At 60.9% G+C, this 11832-nt stretch carries 11 protein-coding genes and 1 pseudogene; 7 read left to right on the forward strand and 5 right to left on the reverse strand.

Annotated elements, in window-relative coordinates:
* A pseudogene (locus tag ATY80_RS28535) lies at positions 1 to 146 on the forward strand (IS5/IS1182 family transposase); the annotation flags it as partial.
* Between the two features lie 283 nt (positions 147 to 429).
* Here the strand turns inward: ATY80_RS28535 and ATY80_RS06695 are convergent.
* Complete coding sequence (locus tag ATY80_RS06695) at positions 430 to 1260, reverse strand: oxidoreductase (RefSeq protein WP_088691710.1); 831 nt, start codon at positions 1258 to 1260, stop codon at positions 430 to 432.
* A gap of 113 nt (positions 1261 to 1373) precedes the next feature.
* On the opposite strand from ATY80_RS06695, the gene ATY80_RS06700 reads away from it, so the two are divergent.
* Entirely contained in the window at positions 1374 to 2279 is a 906-nt protein-coding gene (locus ATY80_RS06700) for a LysR family transcriptional regulator (protein ID WP_088691711.1), read from the forward strand.
* Here ATY80_RS06700 and ATY80_RS06705 read toward each other — a convergent pair.
* Positions 2270 to 2866 carry a glutathione S-transferase gene (locus ATY80_RS06705; protein ID WP_088691712.1) on the reverse strand — a complete coding sequence of 199 codons (597 nt, stop codon included), beginning with the start codon at positions 2864 to 2866 and terminating at the stop codon, positions 2270 to 2272. The genes ATY80_RS06700 and ATY80_RS06705 overlap by 10 nt on opposite strands.
* Positions 2867 to 2923: 57 nt before the next feature.
* Positions 2924 to 3793: a 23S rRNA (adenine(2030)-N(6))-methyltransferase RlmJ gene (locus tag ATY80_RS06710; protein WP_088691713.1), complete on the reverse strand. Its 870-nt coding sequence runs from the start codon at positions 3791 to 3793 to the stop codon at positions 2924 to 2926.
* An 83-nt stretch (positions 3794 to 3876) separates the two neighbouring features.
* On the opposite strand from ATY80_RS06710, the gene ATY80_RS06715 reads away from it, so the two are divergent.
* From ATY80_RS06715 to ATY80_RS06725, 3 genes are all read left to right on the forward strand, one after another.
* Positions 3877 to 6015 (forward strand): molybdopterin oxidoreductase family protein, encoded by a 2139-nt coding sequence (locus ATY80_RS06715; protein ID WP_088691714.1) that lies wholly within the window; start codon positions 3877 to 3879, stop codon positions 6013 to 6015.
* Complete coding sequence (locus tag ATY80_RS06720; protein WP_088691715.1) at positions 6012 to 6605, forward strand: NUDIX domain-containing protein; 594 nt, start codon at positions 6012 to 6014, stop codon at positions 6603 to 6605. Before ATY80_RS06715 ends, ATY80_RS06720 begins: the two co-directional genes overlap by 4 nt.
* Positions 6606 to 6701: 96 nt before the next feature.
* Complete coding sequence (locus ATY80_RS06725; protein ID WP_088691716.1) at positions 6702 to 7865, forward strand: alpha-D-ribose 1-methylphosphonate 5-triphosphate diphosphatase; 1164 nt, start codon at positions 6702 to 6704, stop codon at positions 7863 to 7865.
* A gap of 103 nt (positions 7866 to 7968) precedes the next feature.
* On the opposite strand, the gene purN is transcribed toward ATY80_RS06725, so the two are convergent.
* Positions 7969 to 8643, reverse strand: a complete 675-nt coding sequence (gene purN / locus ATY80_RS06730; protein ID WP_088691717.1) for a phosphoribosylglycinamide formyltransferase — start codon at positions 8641 to 8643, stop codon at positions 7969 to 7971.
* Entirely contained in the window at positions 8640 to 9713 is a 1074-nt protein-coding gene (purM, locus tag ATY80_RS06735; RefSeq protein ID WP_088691718.1) for a phosphoribosylformylglycinamidine cyclo-ligase, read from the reverse strand. The genes purN and purM overlap by 4 nt, the downstream gene beginning before the upstream one ends.
* 246 nt (positions 9714 to 9959) lie before the next feature.
* Between purM and ATY80_RS06740 the strand changes: the two genes are divergently transcribed.
* Together ATY80_RS06740 and hdaA are read left to right on the forward strand one after the other, a co-directional pair.
* Positions 9960 to 11081 (forward strand): AI-2E family transporter, encoded by a 1122-nt coding sequence (locus ATY80_RS06740; RefSeq protein WP_088691719.1) that lies wholly within the window; start codon positions 9960 to 9962, stop codon positions 11079 to 11081.
* A complete protein-coding gene (gene hdaA / locus ATY80_RS06745; protein WP_088691720.1) occupies positions 11078 to 11791 on the forward strand; it encodes a DnaA regulatory inactivator HdaA in 714 nt (237 codons plus the stop codon). Before ATY80_RS06740 ends, hdaA begins: the two co-directional genes overlap by 4 nt.
* Positions 11792 to 11832: the final 41 nt, after the last annotated feature.

The raw sequence follows: 11832 nt of genomic DNA on the forward strand, positions 1-11832 counted from the left end.
ATGCCAACAAGGGCAAATACGATCTTGCGATGATCGCGAAGTCACGCTCCGACTACTGGGCCGATCTCGACCGGGCGATCGAGACCGAGCGGACGCTGCATGGTCAGAAGCCGTTGAAGGAAGAAGAGCGCGAGCCGCAGGTGAAGGCCTGCGAAGACCCATTGTGCGGCGACCATTTGTCGACCGCGGAGACAACCCTGCTCCCGGCACAGGACAGCTCTGAACAACATCGCCACTGAGGGCCGAACAACCATTCAATTTGCGCCGCGTTGCCTGTCCCGCAACCCGGAAAGGATGCTGAATGGCCAGACCCGCTTGACTAACCGAATGCGATTAGACAAACCCGCCGAAAATATCGACGAGTTTGTCAGCGGTCTGAGCCGGGCTTCAGCCCGGCTTTTTTGTTTCTGCAATGGGCCGTGTAGCGGCCTATTTGGGGAAGTCGGTCGAGACGGCGAGCTCACGCCATGCGCCCAGTTCCTTCGCGACATGCGCATTCTTTGCCTCGATGACCGCCACGGTGTCGCTCCCGAACGGCATGCGTAGCGGCGGATTTTCTGAATGCGCCAGAGTGACCATCGCCTTCGCAAGGCGGGCAGGGTCGCCAGGCTGCTGGTGGTTATGGCCTGCGGCAAACTCGCGCATCGCGCCGACAGGTGTTTCCCGATAGTCGGCAATCGAACTCGGGCTGACAGCGAGCGAGCTCTCGTCCAGAAAGTCGGTGCGGAAGAAGCCGGGCTCGACGACCGTGACCTTGATACCGAGCGGAGCCACTTCGGCCGCGAGAGCTTCGGAGATGCCTTCAACCGCAAATTTGGTCGAGCAATAGATGCCCCAGCCGGCATGTGACGCGTAGCCGCCGATGGACGAGATATTGAGAACGTGCCCCGATCGCTGGCGGCGCATATGCGGCAGCACAGCACGGGCGACCTTCAGCAGGCCGAAGACGTTTGTTGAATAGAGCTTCTCGATCTCTTCGGTGGTCGCTTCCTCTACGGCGCCGAGCAAACCGAAGCCGGCATTGTTCAGCAGCACGTCGATCCTGCCGAAGCGCTTGACGGCTGCTTCCGCTGCCTTGTGCGCAGAGGCTTCGTCGGTCACGTCAAGCGACACAGCGAGCAGGTTGGGATTGCCGAACTTCTCCTCAAGGCCCTTCGGGTTACGTGCGGTCGCGACGACGGCATCGCCGGCATTGAGGGCTTCCTGAGTAATGAGGGCACCGAAACCACGCGAAGCCCCTGTGATGAACCAAACACGCATGACGATCTCCTTTGTCCGTTGCGCTGCGATTTGCTTACGGAGTGAAGGTAGCGTATTGGCATAGCTGAGAGAATTTACGCTGTGTTTCATAGCTTGCTGAGAAAAATTCATCAATGAAGCGTGTGCGCTCGACCGATCTCGCGATCTTTCTGGCGATCGCCAGCCACCGAAGCTTCCGGAAGGCGTCGGTCGAACTGGGCGTCACGGCGTCTGCCCTCAGCCACGCGCTGCGGGCGCTCGAGGAGCGGCTAGCGGTCCGCCTGGTCAACCGGACGACCCGCGGTGTGGCCTTGACCGAGGCCGGCGAGCGACTCTTCGATCGCATCCGCCCCGCATTTCTCGATATCGATGCAGCACTCGACGATCTCAACAGCTTCCGCGGCCAGCCCCACGGCAAGCTGCGCATCAATGCAGCGCGGGCCTCCACCAAGCTTGTTTTGTTGCCGATCGTCTCTCGTTTCCTGAAAGCCTATCCCTCAGTCGAGGTCGAGCTCGTCGTCGATGATGCGCTGGTCGACATGGTGTCATCCGGCTTCGATGCCGGCGTGCGGTTCGGCGAGAGCATCGCGGCCGACATGATCGCGGTGCCGATCGGCCCGCGCCACCGTTTTGCGGTGGTTGCTGCGCCGAGCTATTTCGAGGGCAGGAGCCGCCCGGTGACGCCGCATGATCTGCGCAACCACGAATGCGTGCGCTACCGCTTTGCCGGCGGCTCCTTCTATCGATGGGAGTTCGAGCGCGGCGGCATAGAACTGGAGATCGATGTCGGCGGCCCCCTGACCTTGGGCGATCAGGACATCATTCTAGATGCCGTGATGCACGGCTGCGGTCTCGGGTATCTCTTCGAAGAGCAGGTGCAGATAGCGATCGCAGAGGGCAGGCTGGTCCGCGTGCTGGAAGACTGGTGCCCCTTCTATCCGGGCTTCTTCCTCTACTATCCGAGCCGTCGGCAATTGCCGACGGCGCTGCGAGCCTTCATCGATTTCGTCAAGACCGACAAAGTTCAGCCTCAGGCCTGAGGCTTCAATTCGCTATAGGCAGCAAACTTCTTCTCGAATTCACGAGCCCAGCCGATGAGTTCGGAATGGTCGGCTTCCCACTGTCCCTTGAAGCGCAGGTCGAGGTAGCCGAGCGTGGCGGCAAGCGCGAAGTGGCCGCCGTGCAGCCGTTTGCCGATCTTCGGCAGGTGCACACTGAGATGGTTCAAGCCGCTGACGGCCTTCTTCCACTGCCGGTCGATCCACGGCTGGTGGACCTTTTCCTCGTCGCGGAAGCGCCGTTCGTAGACGATCGCCAGCAGGCAATCGCAGATGCCGTCGCATAGCGCTTCGAGAATTTCGGCCTCCGTCCGCTTGCCGTTCTTGGCTGGGTAAAGCTTCTTGCCTTTCAGCCGGTCGAAATAGTGCATGATTGCGACACTGTCGAAAATCGAGTGGCCGTCATCCGTCAGCAAGGTCGGGATTTTGCCAAGCGGATTGTTGTCGACGAGAACAGCCGGGCCGGCATTGGTGTCCACGCGGATCTCGATCGCATCGAGTTCCAGATAGCGTGCGGCCATGCGAACCTTGCTGGAGTAGGGTGATGTCGGCGCGCAAAGGATCTTCATGGTCGCCTTTCAAATAATCGTGTTGCGGCGCGACTATTTCGCGCCGGCAAGAGTCGGTCAACTGTCCTTCGTCACCTTGTTCTCACCGCGCAACCAAAACGCCCGATGCGACGCATAGCGATCCTGCGCAAGGTGATCCTTGAGTGCGGGCAGCAAAGCGTGCAGCTCGTCCTTCAGCGTGAAGGGCGGGTTGACGATGATCAGACCGGAGCCGGTCAATCCGGTGATTCCCCGGTCGCTACGCACGCTGAGTTCCGCGCAGAGCATCTTCGGAATGTCGAGGTCCTGCAGCGCCTCATGGAATTCCTTGATCGGCGCTCCCTTCTTCAGTGGGTACCACAGACAGTAGGTGCCGCCGGGAAAGCGGCGATAGGCTCTTGCCAAACCGTCCACCAGGCGCTCGTATTCGCCATCCTCTTCGAACGGCGGATCGACGAGCACGATGCCACGCTTCTCCTTCGGCGGCAGGTGTGCGCCGAGCGAAAGCCAGCCGTTGAGTTCGGTGATCCGCACATGATGGTCGCCCTCGAACAGCCGATGGAGCCGCGCAAAATCCTCTGGATGCAATTCCATCGCGGAAAGCCTGTCCTGCTGACGAAACAGCATGCGTGCGAGCTTTGGCGAGCCAGGATAAAAGCGGATGCCGCCCTCCGGGTTCAACTCACGCACAGCGGAAAGGTAGGGCTCCAGCAACTCGGCGACCTGTGGACCGAGCTCTGTGTCCAGAAGTTTACCGATGCCTTCGCTCCATTCACCGGTCTTTTGCGCCTCTTCGGAGGAAAGGTCATAGAGCCCGATGCCGGCATGCGTGTCGAGCACGCGAAAAGCTGCATCCTTCTTCTGCATGTAGCGGATCAGTCGCGCCAGAACGGCGTGCTTGAGCACATCGGCAAAATTGCCCGCGTGGTAGATGTGGCGGTAGTTCATTTTCGCTGATGCCCGTGATGAATTCGGCTGATCGACGTCGTTTGTGACTTTTGGCTGGTTTCCGGTTCGAATATAGAAAAGCCATGAATATTGCGACCCCCATTGACGCCAAATCCGCCAAGTCGAATGTCAGGCTCGGTCATACCGCCTGTCCCCACGACTGCCCCTCCACCTGTGCGCTGGAGGTGGAGATCGGCGACGATGGCCGCATCGGCCGTGTCCGCGGCGCAAACGATCATAGCTACACCTCGGGCGTCATCTGCGCGAAGGTCGCGCGCTACGCCGAGCGGCTCTACCATCCGGACCGGCTGATGCACCCGCTGCGCCGAACAGGCGCGAAGGGGGCAGTGCAGTGGCAACAGATTTCCTGGGAAGAGGCACTGGATGAAATCGCCGAAGCTTTCGTCAAAGCGGAAGCGAGGGACGGCAGCGAAGCGATCTGGCCCTATTTCTACGCCGGCACCATGGGTTGGGTTCAGCGCGACTCGATCGAGCGCCTGCGCCACGCCAAGCGCTATTCCGGCTTCTTCTCGTCGATCTGTACCAATCCGGCCTGGACCGGCTTCACCATGGCGACCGGCACGTTGCGCGGACCCGATCCGCGCGAGATGGGACGCACCGATTGCGTGGTGATCTGGGGCACGAACGCGGTGTCCACGCAAGTCAACGTGATGACCCACGCGATCAAGTCTCGCAAGGAACGCGGCGCCAAGATCGTCGTGGTCGACATCTACGACAATCCGACCATGAAGCAGGCCGATATGGCGCTGATCGTCAAGCCGGGCACAGACGCGGCTCTCGCCTGCGCCGTCATGCACATCGCCTTCCGCGACGGCTATGCCGATCGCGACTATATGGCAAAGTATGCCGACGATCCCGCCGGCCTTGAAGCGCATCTGAAGACGAAGACGCCCGAGTGGGCGTCCGCTATCACCGGCCTTTCTGCCGACGAGATCGAAGCCTTCGCGCGCCTCGTCGGCACGACGAAGAAGACCTACTTCCGCCTCGGCTACGGCTTTACCCGCCAGCGCAACGGCGCGGTTGCCATGCATGCGGCCGCCTCCATCGCGACAGTGCTCGGCTCCTGGCAATACGAAGGCGGCGGTGCCTTCCACTCGAACAGCGATATCTTCCGCATGAACAATGGTGAACTGACCGGCAAGTCGATGAAGGATGCGGATATCCGCATGATCGACCAGTCGCAGATCGGCCGCGCGCTGACTGGCGATGCGGTGGCGCTCCGCCATCGCGGCCCCGTGACGGCCATGCTCATCCAGAACACCAACCCGGTGAACATCGCCCCCGAACAGCGGTTGGTGAAGCGCGGCTTTGCCCGCGACGACCTCTTTGTCGCCGTGCATGAGCAGTTCATGACGGAAACGGCCGAGATGGCCGACATCGTCATTCCGGCGACGATGTTCATTGAGCATGACGACATCTATCGCGCCGGCGGCCAGAACCACATTCTGCTCGGCCCCAAGCTGGTCGAACCGCCGGCGACCGTGCGGACGAACTTGTTCGTCATCGAAGAACTGGCCAAGCGCCTCGGTGTTGCCGATCGTCCTGGCTTCGGCTTCACGGCGCGCGAAATGATCGATCGGGTTCTCGAGGCCAGCGACCTGCCGGGATATGATTATTTCCTCGAACACAAATGGTTCGATCGCCAGCCGGATTTTGATGATGCGCATTTCCTCAAGGGTTTCGCGCATCCTGATGGCAAGTTCCATTTCCGGCCGGACTGGGTTGACGGTCCCGCGCCGAACAAGCCGCCGGCAGCCATCGGGGCTCTCGGCCCACACGAGCAGCTACCTGCGTTCCCGGATCAGGTCGATGTCATCGAGCTTGCCGATACCGAACATCCATTCCGCCTGGCAACGTCGCCGGCCCGCAACTTCCTGAATTCGAGCTTCTCGGAAACGAAGACCTCACGCCAGAAAGAAGGACGGCCGGAGCTGATGATGAACCTGTTCGATGCCGTTGCTGATGGCATCGAACATGGCGACCTCGTGCGGATCGGAAACGACCGTGGCGACCTGCGGATCCATGTCCGAGTCACAGAAGAGGTCAAGCCGGGCGTGTTGATTGCCGAAGGCCTCTGGCCGAACAAGGCGCATGTCGACGGCGAAGGGATCAACGTGCTGACCGGCGCCGATCCGGTCGCGCCCTATGGCGGTGCGGCGGTTCACGACAACAAGGTCTGGCTGCGCAAGGATGTTGAATGACGAAGTTTGACAGGGCAAAAGCCGAGATCGTCGATGAAAAGACGCTGTCGAACGGCTGGACGCGCCTCAGCGGCTTCCAGATCGACTATACGGATTCCGACGGCGAGACGCATCGGCTGCGGCGCGAGGTCTACCATCGCACGCCAGCCGCGACGATCCTGCTTTATGATCCCAAGCGCGACACCGTTGTCCTCGTGCGGCAATTCCGGCTGCCGGTTTTCCTTCATGGCGAGCCGGCCTGGATCATCGAGGCACCGGCAGGACTGCTCGATGGCGATGCCCCGGAAGCGGCCATCCGCCGCGAAGCCGAGGAAGAAACCGGCTTTCGCGTCCGCGACGTTCGTTTCCTCTTCAAGGCGTACAGTTCGCCGGGCTCAAGCATGGAACTGTTGCACTTCTTCGCCGCCTCGATCGACACGACCGACCGCGTCTCTGATGGCGGCGGCCTTGCTCACGAGCATGAGGATATCGAGGTTCTGGAGGTCTCGCTGGACAAGGCGGTGGCGATGATCGAGCACGGCGAGATCATCGACTTGAAGACAATTACGCTTCTGCAATGGGCGGCAATGAACCGCGGCGCATTGCGCTAGAGCACCGGCCAATTTGCGAGGCCGTCGTTCACACCGATGTCATGAATCAGCGCTATGCGCTCCGCCTTGTCATAAATACCTGTCTGGAGAAGACCGATGTGGCTCAGCAATTTTACGCTTGTCCTTCCAGATGAGGTTGTGAGCCACGGCTCGGTGCGTGTCGAGGACGGCGTCATCGCTGAAATCAGGCCCGAGCCGGTCGCCAACGCTGCGATCGATGGCGGCGGGCGCCTGCTGATGCCGGGCTTCGTGGACCTTCACGGCGACATGGTGGAGCGCGAGATCGCGCCACGCCCGAATGCGCCGATGCCGATCGATTTCAGCATCCACGAACTGGACAAGAAGCTGGCTGCCGCAGGCGTCACGACCGCATTCGCCGCCGTCTCCTTCGCGACGGAAAGCGTCTACGGTCATGTCCGCTCACTCGAGACGACGTCGGCCGTGATCGAAAGCATCAACCGGCTGAAGAATAACCTGCTGATCGATCACCGCGTTCACGCGCGCTACGAGATCACCAATCTCGGTGCTGCGCCGGCACTGGAAAAGCTGCTCGATGCCGGCCATGTCGACATGGTCTCGCTGACGGATCACACACCGGGGCAGGGGCAGTACAACAACATCGAGAGCTACATCCTGAGCATTGCCGAGCGCCGCGCCATTTCCGAGGAGATGGCCGCCGAGATGGTCGCCAAGCGTATCGAGATGCGCAACAATCCGGAGATCGAGATCAAGCTGAAGCAGGTCGTCGATCTTGCCCTGAAGCACAAGCTGTCGCTCGCCTCCCACGATGACGACAGCGCCGAAAAAGTCGCGCAAATGCACGATCTCGGTGTCACGATCAGCGAATTTCCAGTGACGCTTCCGGCAGCGGAAGAAGCGCGGTGTCGCGGTCTCTGGACGCTGATGGGCGCTCCGAACGCGCTGCGCGGCCAGTCGATGTCCGGAAATCTCAGCGCACTGGATGCCGCTGCCGCCGGCCTTCTGACCGTCATCGCTGCCGACTATCATCCCGCGGCCTTCGTGCCCGGCATCTTCAAGATCGCCGACCGGACGAGCCTGCCTTACGCTGTCGCCATGGCGACCCGCAATGCGGCGCGCTCGGCTGGCCTGCTGGATCGTGGTGAAATTGCCGTTGGGCAGCAGGCCGATCTGGTTGTCATCGAAGCCGGCGACGTGCACCGAATCCGAGCCACGTTCCGCAAGGGCCTTTTCGTCTACAGCGACGGCACGCTGCATCAGCCTCGGGCGCTTGCCGCCTGAGGCCAAGAGCATGTCCCCGAAAGCGGGAGCCGGTTTCGGGACAAGGACATGCGTGAAAACAAAGAACTAGAGCAGGGCGGAATCCGAAAGATCGCGCCGTGCTTTAGGCGCCTTCGCCGATCAGCGAGATAACGCTGCTACGTTCGGCCGGCGCCGCTGCAGCGTCCGTGCTGACAGCCTTGCCGCCCTCCATTTTCACCTTGCCTTGGGCAAAGAGCCGCAGCGCTTGCGGGTAAAGCTGATGCTCGACGGTAAGCACACGTGCGGCGAGGCTGTCAGCATTGTCGCTGGAAAGGACCGGAACGGCGGCCTGGCCGATAACCGGTCCCTCGTCCATGCCTTCGGTGACGAAGTGCACCGTGCAGCCGGCGATCCGCATCCCGGCGTCGATCGCGCGCTGATGGGTGTGCAGGCCGGGAAAGAGCGGCAGCAGGGAGGGATGGATGTTGATCATCCTGCCTTCGTAGCGCTGGATGAAGGTGCTGCTCAGCAGCCGCATGTAGCCTGCAAGGCAAAGAATGTCGGGAGAAAGCTCATCGAGTGCGGCAAAGATTGCTTCCTCGTGCGCTTCCTTGCTCGCATAGTCCTTGCGCACGAAGGCAAATGTCGGGATGCCTTCCGCCGCCGCTTTGGCGAGCCCGCCGGCGTCGGCCTTGTCCGAGATGACGCCGACGATCTCCGCCGGATAGTCGCCAGCCTTGGCCGCGGCGACCAACGCCATCATGTTGGAACCGCCGCCGGAGATAAAGACGACGGCGCGTTTGCGCGGCGACGTCATATGGCGAGTGTACCCTTGTAGAGCGTGCCGGCTGCGCCCTCGGTGCGGGCGATCATCCGACCGAGCGTTACGACCGTCTCGCCTTCAGCTTCGAGCGCCGCGATGACGGTCGCGACATTCTCAGCCGAAACGACTGCGATCATGCCGATGCCGCAGTTGAAGGTGCGCAGCATTTCGTTGGCTTCAACGCCGCCCGTCTTGGAAAGCCAGGAGAAGACCGAGGGAACCTTGACGGCTGCAAGATCGATCTCGGCTGCGAGGTGCTTCGGCAGAACACGGGGAATGTTCTCCGGGAAGCCGCCGCCTGTGATGTGCGCCAGTGCCTTGATGGCCTTCGTTTCACGGATGGCCTTGAGGAGCGGCTTTACATAAATGCGCGTCGGCGTCAGCAGGGCTTCGCCGAGGCTCTTGCCTTCCTCGAACGGAGCCGGAGCATCCCAGGCGAAGCCGGAAATGCCGACGATCTTGCGCACCAGCGAAAAGCCGTTAGAGTGAACACCCGAGGAGGCAAGGCCAAGGATCACGTCGCCCTCGGCAATGTCGCCTGACGGCAGCAGTTGGCCGCGCTCGGCAGCGCCGACGGCAAAGCCGGCAAGGTCGTAGTCGCCGGAGGAGTACATGCCAGGCATCTCGGCGGTCTCACCGCCGATCAGTGCGCAGCCCGCGTCGCGGCAGCCGGCGGCAATGCCCTCGACGATCGCCGCGCCCTGGTCGGGATCGAGCTTGCCGGTAGCGAAGTAGTCGAGGAAGAACAGCGGCTCCGCGCCCTGGACGACCAGATCGTTGACGCACATGGCAACGAGATCGATGCCAACCGTGTCGTGATAATCGGCGTCGATGGCGATCTTCAGCTTGGTGCCGACGCCGTCATTGGCGGCAACGAGAACCGGGTCGGTGAAGCCTGCGGCCTTCAGGTCGAACAGGCCGCCGAAGCCACCGATCTCGCCGTCCGCTCCCGGGCGGCGCGTCGAGCGCACAGCGGGCTTGATCTTCTCCACCAGAAGGTTTCCTGCGTCGATGTCGACGCCTGCGTCGCTATAGGTCAGGCCGTTTTTTCCAGACTGGCTCATGCTGCTCTCCGATGGCTGTGCAGGGGCGGGAAATGTCACCGCCTCAATATGAGGGTCGCCATTGCATGACACGGGCCTACATGCAAGGGATTGCATGGAAAAAGCCCCAATTTCCCGCTCTTTTGACGCAGGTCCTCGGGATTTTTAGCGGCGGGGTTGACCATTCTCTCGGCCACATCCTATGTGCTCGAAAGGTTGCATCGCGGCGATGCAGAAAATCAAGACGGTCGATCAGCGGGGAATGTGATGCCGCAGCAGGTTAGCGGGGCAGGTCTGAAGCGCCAGGTCATCTTCTGGCTGATCGTGCTCGCCTTCTTTATTGGCTTCCTTTTCATCTTCAGCTCGATCTTGCTGCCGTTCCTTGCAGGTATGGCGCTGGCCTATTTCCTCGATCCGGTCGCGGACCGGCTGGAGCGCCTTGGGCTGACCCGCCTCATGGCCACGATCGTCATTCTGATCGCCTTCATCGTCGTGATCGTACTGGCCTTGATGATCCTGATACCTGTCTTGGCAAGCCAGTTCAGCGATTTTGCCGGTCGCCTGCCCGGCTACATCGATCAGTTGCAGACGTTCATTACAAAGTCGCAGAATTCCCTCCTGCCAGACTGGGTGAGGAACCAATTCGGGACGATCAAGAACAACTTCTCCGAGATCCTATCACAAGGATTCGGGCTGCTAACCGGGCTTTTCGGTCAGGTCTGGAGTTCCGGTCTTGCCGTCGTCAACCTGATCTCGCTGATGATCGTCACGCCCGTTGTGGCCTTCTACATGCTGCTTGATTGGGATCGCATGATCGCAAAGGTCGATCAGTACATTCCGCGCGACTATGTAGCCAATGTCCACCAGATCATGCGGGAAATCGATCAGGCGATCGCCGGTTTCATCCGCGGGCAGGGCTCGCTCTGCCTCATCCTGGGCATCTGGTATGCCGTTGGCCTGTCGCTGGTTGGCTTGAATTTCGGCCTGCTGATCGGTCTGTTCGCCGGCATGATCAGCTTCATTCCCTATGTGGGTTCGCTGGTGGGGCTCGTCCTCGCCGTCGGCGTTGCCATCGTCCAGTTCTGGCCCGATTACATCTGGGTCGGCGCGGTGCTCGCGGTATTCTTCAGTGGCCAGTTTATGGAAGGCAACATCCTGCAGCCGAAGCTGGTGGGCCATAGTGTCGGGCTGCATCCTGTTTGGTTGATGTTCGCGCTCTTTGCTTTCGGCGCGTTGTTCGGCTTTGTTGGCCTGCTGGTTGCCGTGCCGGCGGCTGCCGCCGTCGGCGTGCTTGTCCGTTTTGCGCTTTCACGCTACCTTCAGAGCGATCTTTATGCTGGCGGGTCGAAGAATGACCGGGTCGGCAAGACAAAAGCTGATCCCAAATGACTGATGTGAAAAACGCTGGTCCAAGGCGCAATGCCGTCGAACAGCTTCCCTTGGCCTTTTCGCATGATGCGGCAACCGGGCGCGATGATCTGTTGATCTCCGAGCGGCTGGCAGCGGCGGTCTCGATCGTCGATGCCTGGCCGCACTGGCCCTCGCCCGTCGTGATCCTCGCCGGTCCGGTAGGCTCGGGAAAATCGCATCTGGCCAATATCTGGAAAGATCACAGCGGCGCCGTCGATATCCATCCCAGGGCCGGCGCCAACGCGGCGGTGGATGCGGCCAACGGTCCGGTGCTGTTTGAGGACGTCGACCGGCTTGGCTTCGACGACAACGAGCTTTTCCATGTCATCAACAGCGTGCGGGAAAACGGTCACAGTCTACTGATGACCAGCCGCCTTTGGCCGATGTCCTGGCCCGTGGAACTGCCGGATTTGCGCTCGCGCCTGAAGGCGGCGACAGTCGTCGAGATCGGCGAACCGGACGAGGAATTGCTGTCACAGGTCATTGTCAAGCTGTTTGCCGACCGCCAGCTTTATATTGATGACAAACTGGTCCTCTATATCGTCAACCGGATGGAGCGGTCGCTCAACGCCGCCCAGACGATTGTGGACAGGCTCGATCGACTTGCCCTCTCTCGGGGAACGAAGATTACTCGAACTCTCGCCGCTGAAGTGTTGAATGAATTGGGCAATTCGGAGCCGGCGGATTGACTGTCACAGTTCTGTCGTGAAACTGATATAATTCGCTGGGC

It is taken from the genome of Rhizobium sp. R711 (assembly GCF_002211365.1).
Classification (GTDB): domain Bacteria; phylum Pseudomonadota; class Alphaproteobacteria; order Rhizobiales; family Rhizobiaceae; genus Rhizobium.

What these genes read in the sequence shown, in the direction of transcription:
- purN (WP_088691717.1), bottom strand. Translation starts at nt 8,643, where the DNA reads ATGACGTCGCCGCGCAAACGCGCCGTCGTCTTTATCTCCGGCGGCGGT.
- purM (WP_088691718.1), bottom strand. Translation starts at nt 9,713, where the DNA reads ATGAGCCAGTCTGGAAAAAACGGCCTGACCTATAGCGACGCAGGCGTC.
- ATY80_RS06715 (WP_088691714.1), top strand. Translation starts at nt 3,877, where the DNA reads ATGAATATTGCGACCCCCATTGACGCCAAATCCGCCAAGTCGAATGTC.
- ATY80_RS06725 (WP_088691716.1), top strand. Translation starts at nt 6,702, where the DNA reads ATGTGGCTCAGCAATTTTACGCTTGTCCTTCCAGATGAGGTTGTGAGC.
- ATY80_RS06700 (WP_088691711.1), top strand. Translation starts at nt 1,374, where the DNA reads ATGAAGCGTGTGCGCTCGACCGATCTCGCGATCTTTCTGGCGATCGCC.
- hdaA (WP_088691720.1), top strand. Translation starts at nt 11,078, where the DNA reads ATGACTGATGTGAAAAACGCTGGTCCAAGGCGCAATGCCGTCGAACAG.
- ATY80_RS06740 (WP_088691719.1), top strand. Translation starts at nt 9,960, where the DNA reads ATGCCGCAGCAGGTTAGCGGGGCAGGTCTGAAGCGCCAGGTCATCTTC.
- ATY80_RS06695 (WP_088691710.1), bottom strand. Translation starts at nt 1,260, where the DNA reads ATGCGTGTTTGGTTCATCACAGGGGCTTCGCGTGGTTTCGGTGCCCTC.
- ATY80_RS06705 (WP_088691712.1), bottom strand. Translation starts at nt 2,866, where the DNA reads ATGAAGATCCTTTGCGCGCCGACATCACCCTACTCCAGCAAGGTTCGC.
- ATY80_RS06710 (WP_088691713.1), bottom strand. Translation starts at nt 3,793, where the DNA reads ATGAACTACCGCCACATCTACCACGCGGGCAATTTTGCCGATGTGCTC.
- ATY80_RS06720 (WP_088691715.1), top strand. Translation starts at nt 6,012, where the DNA reads ATGACGAAGTTTGACAGGGCAAAAGCCGAGATCGTCGATGAAAAGACG.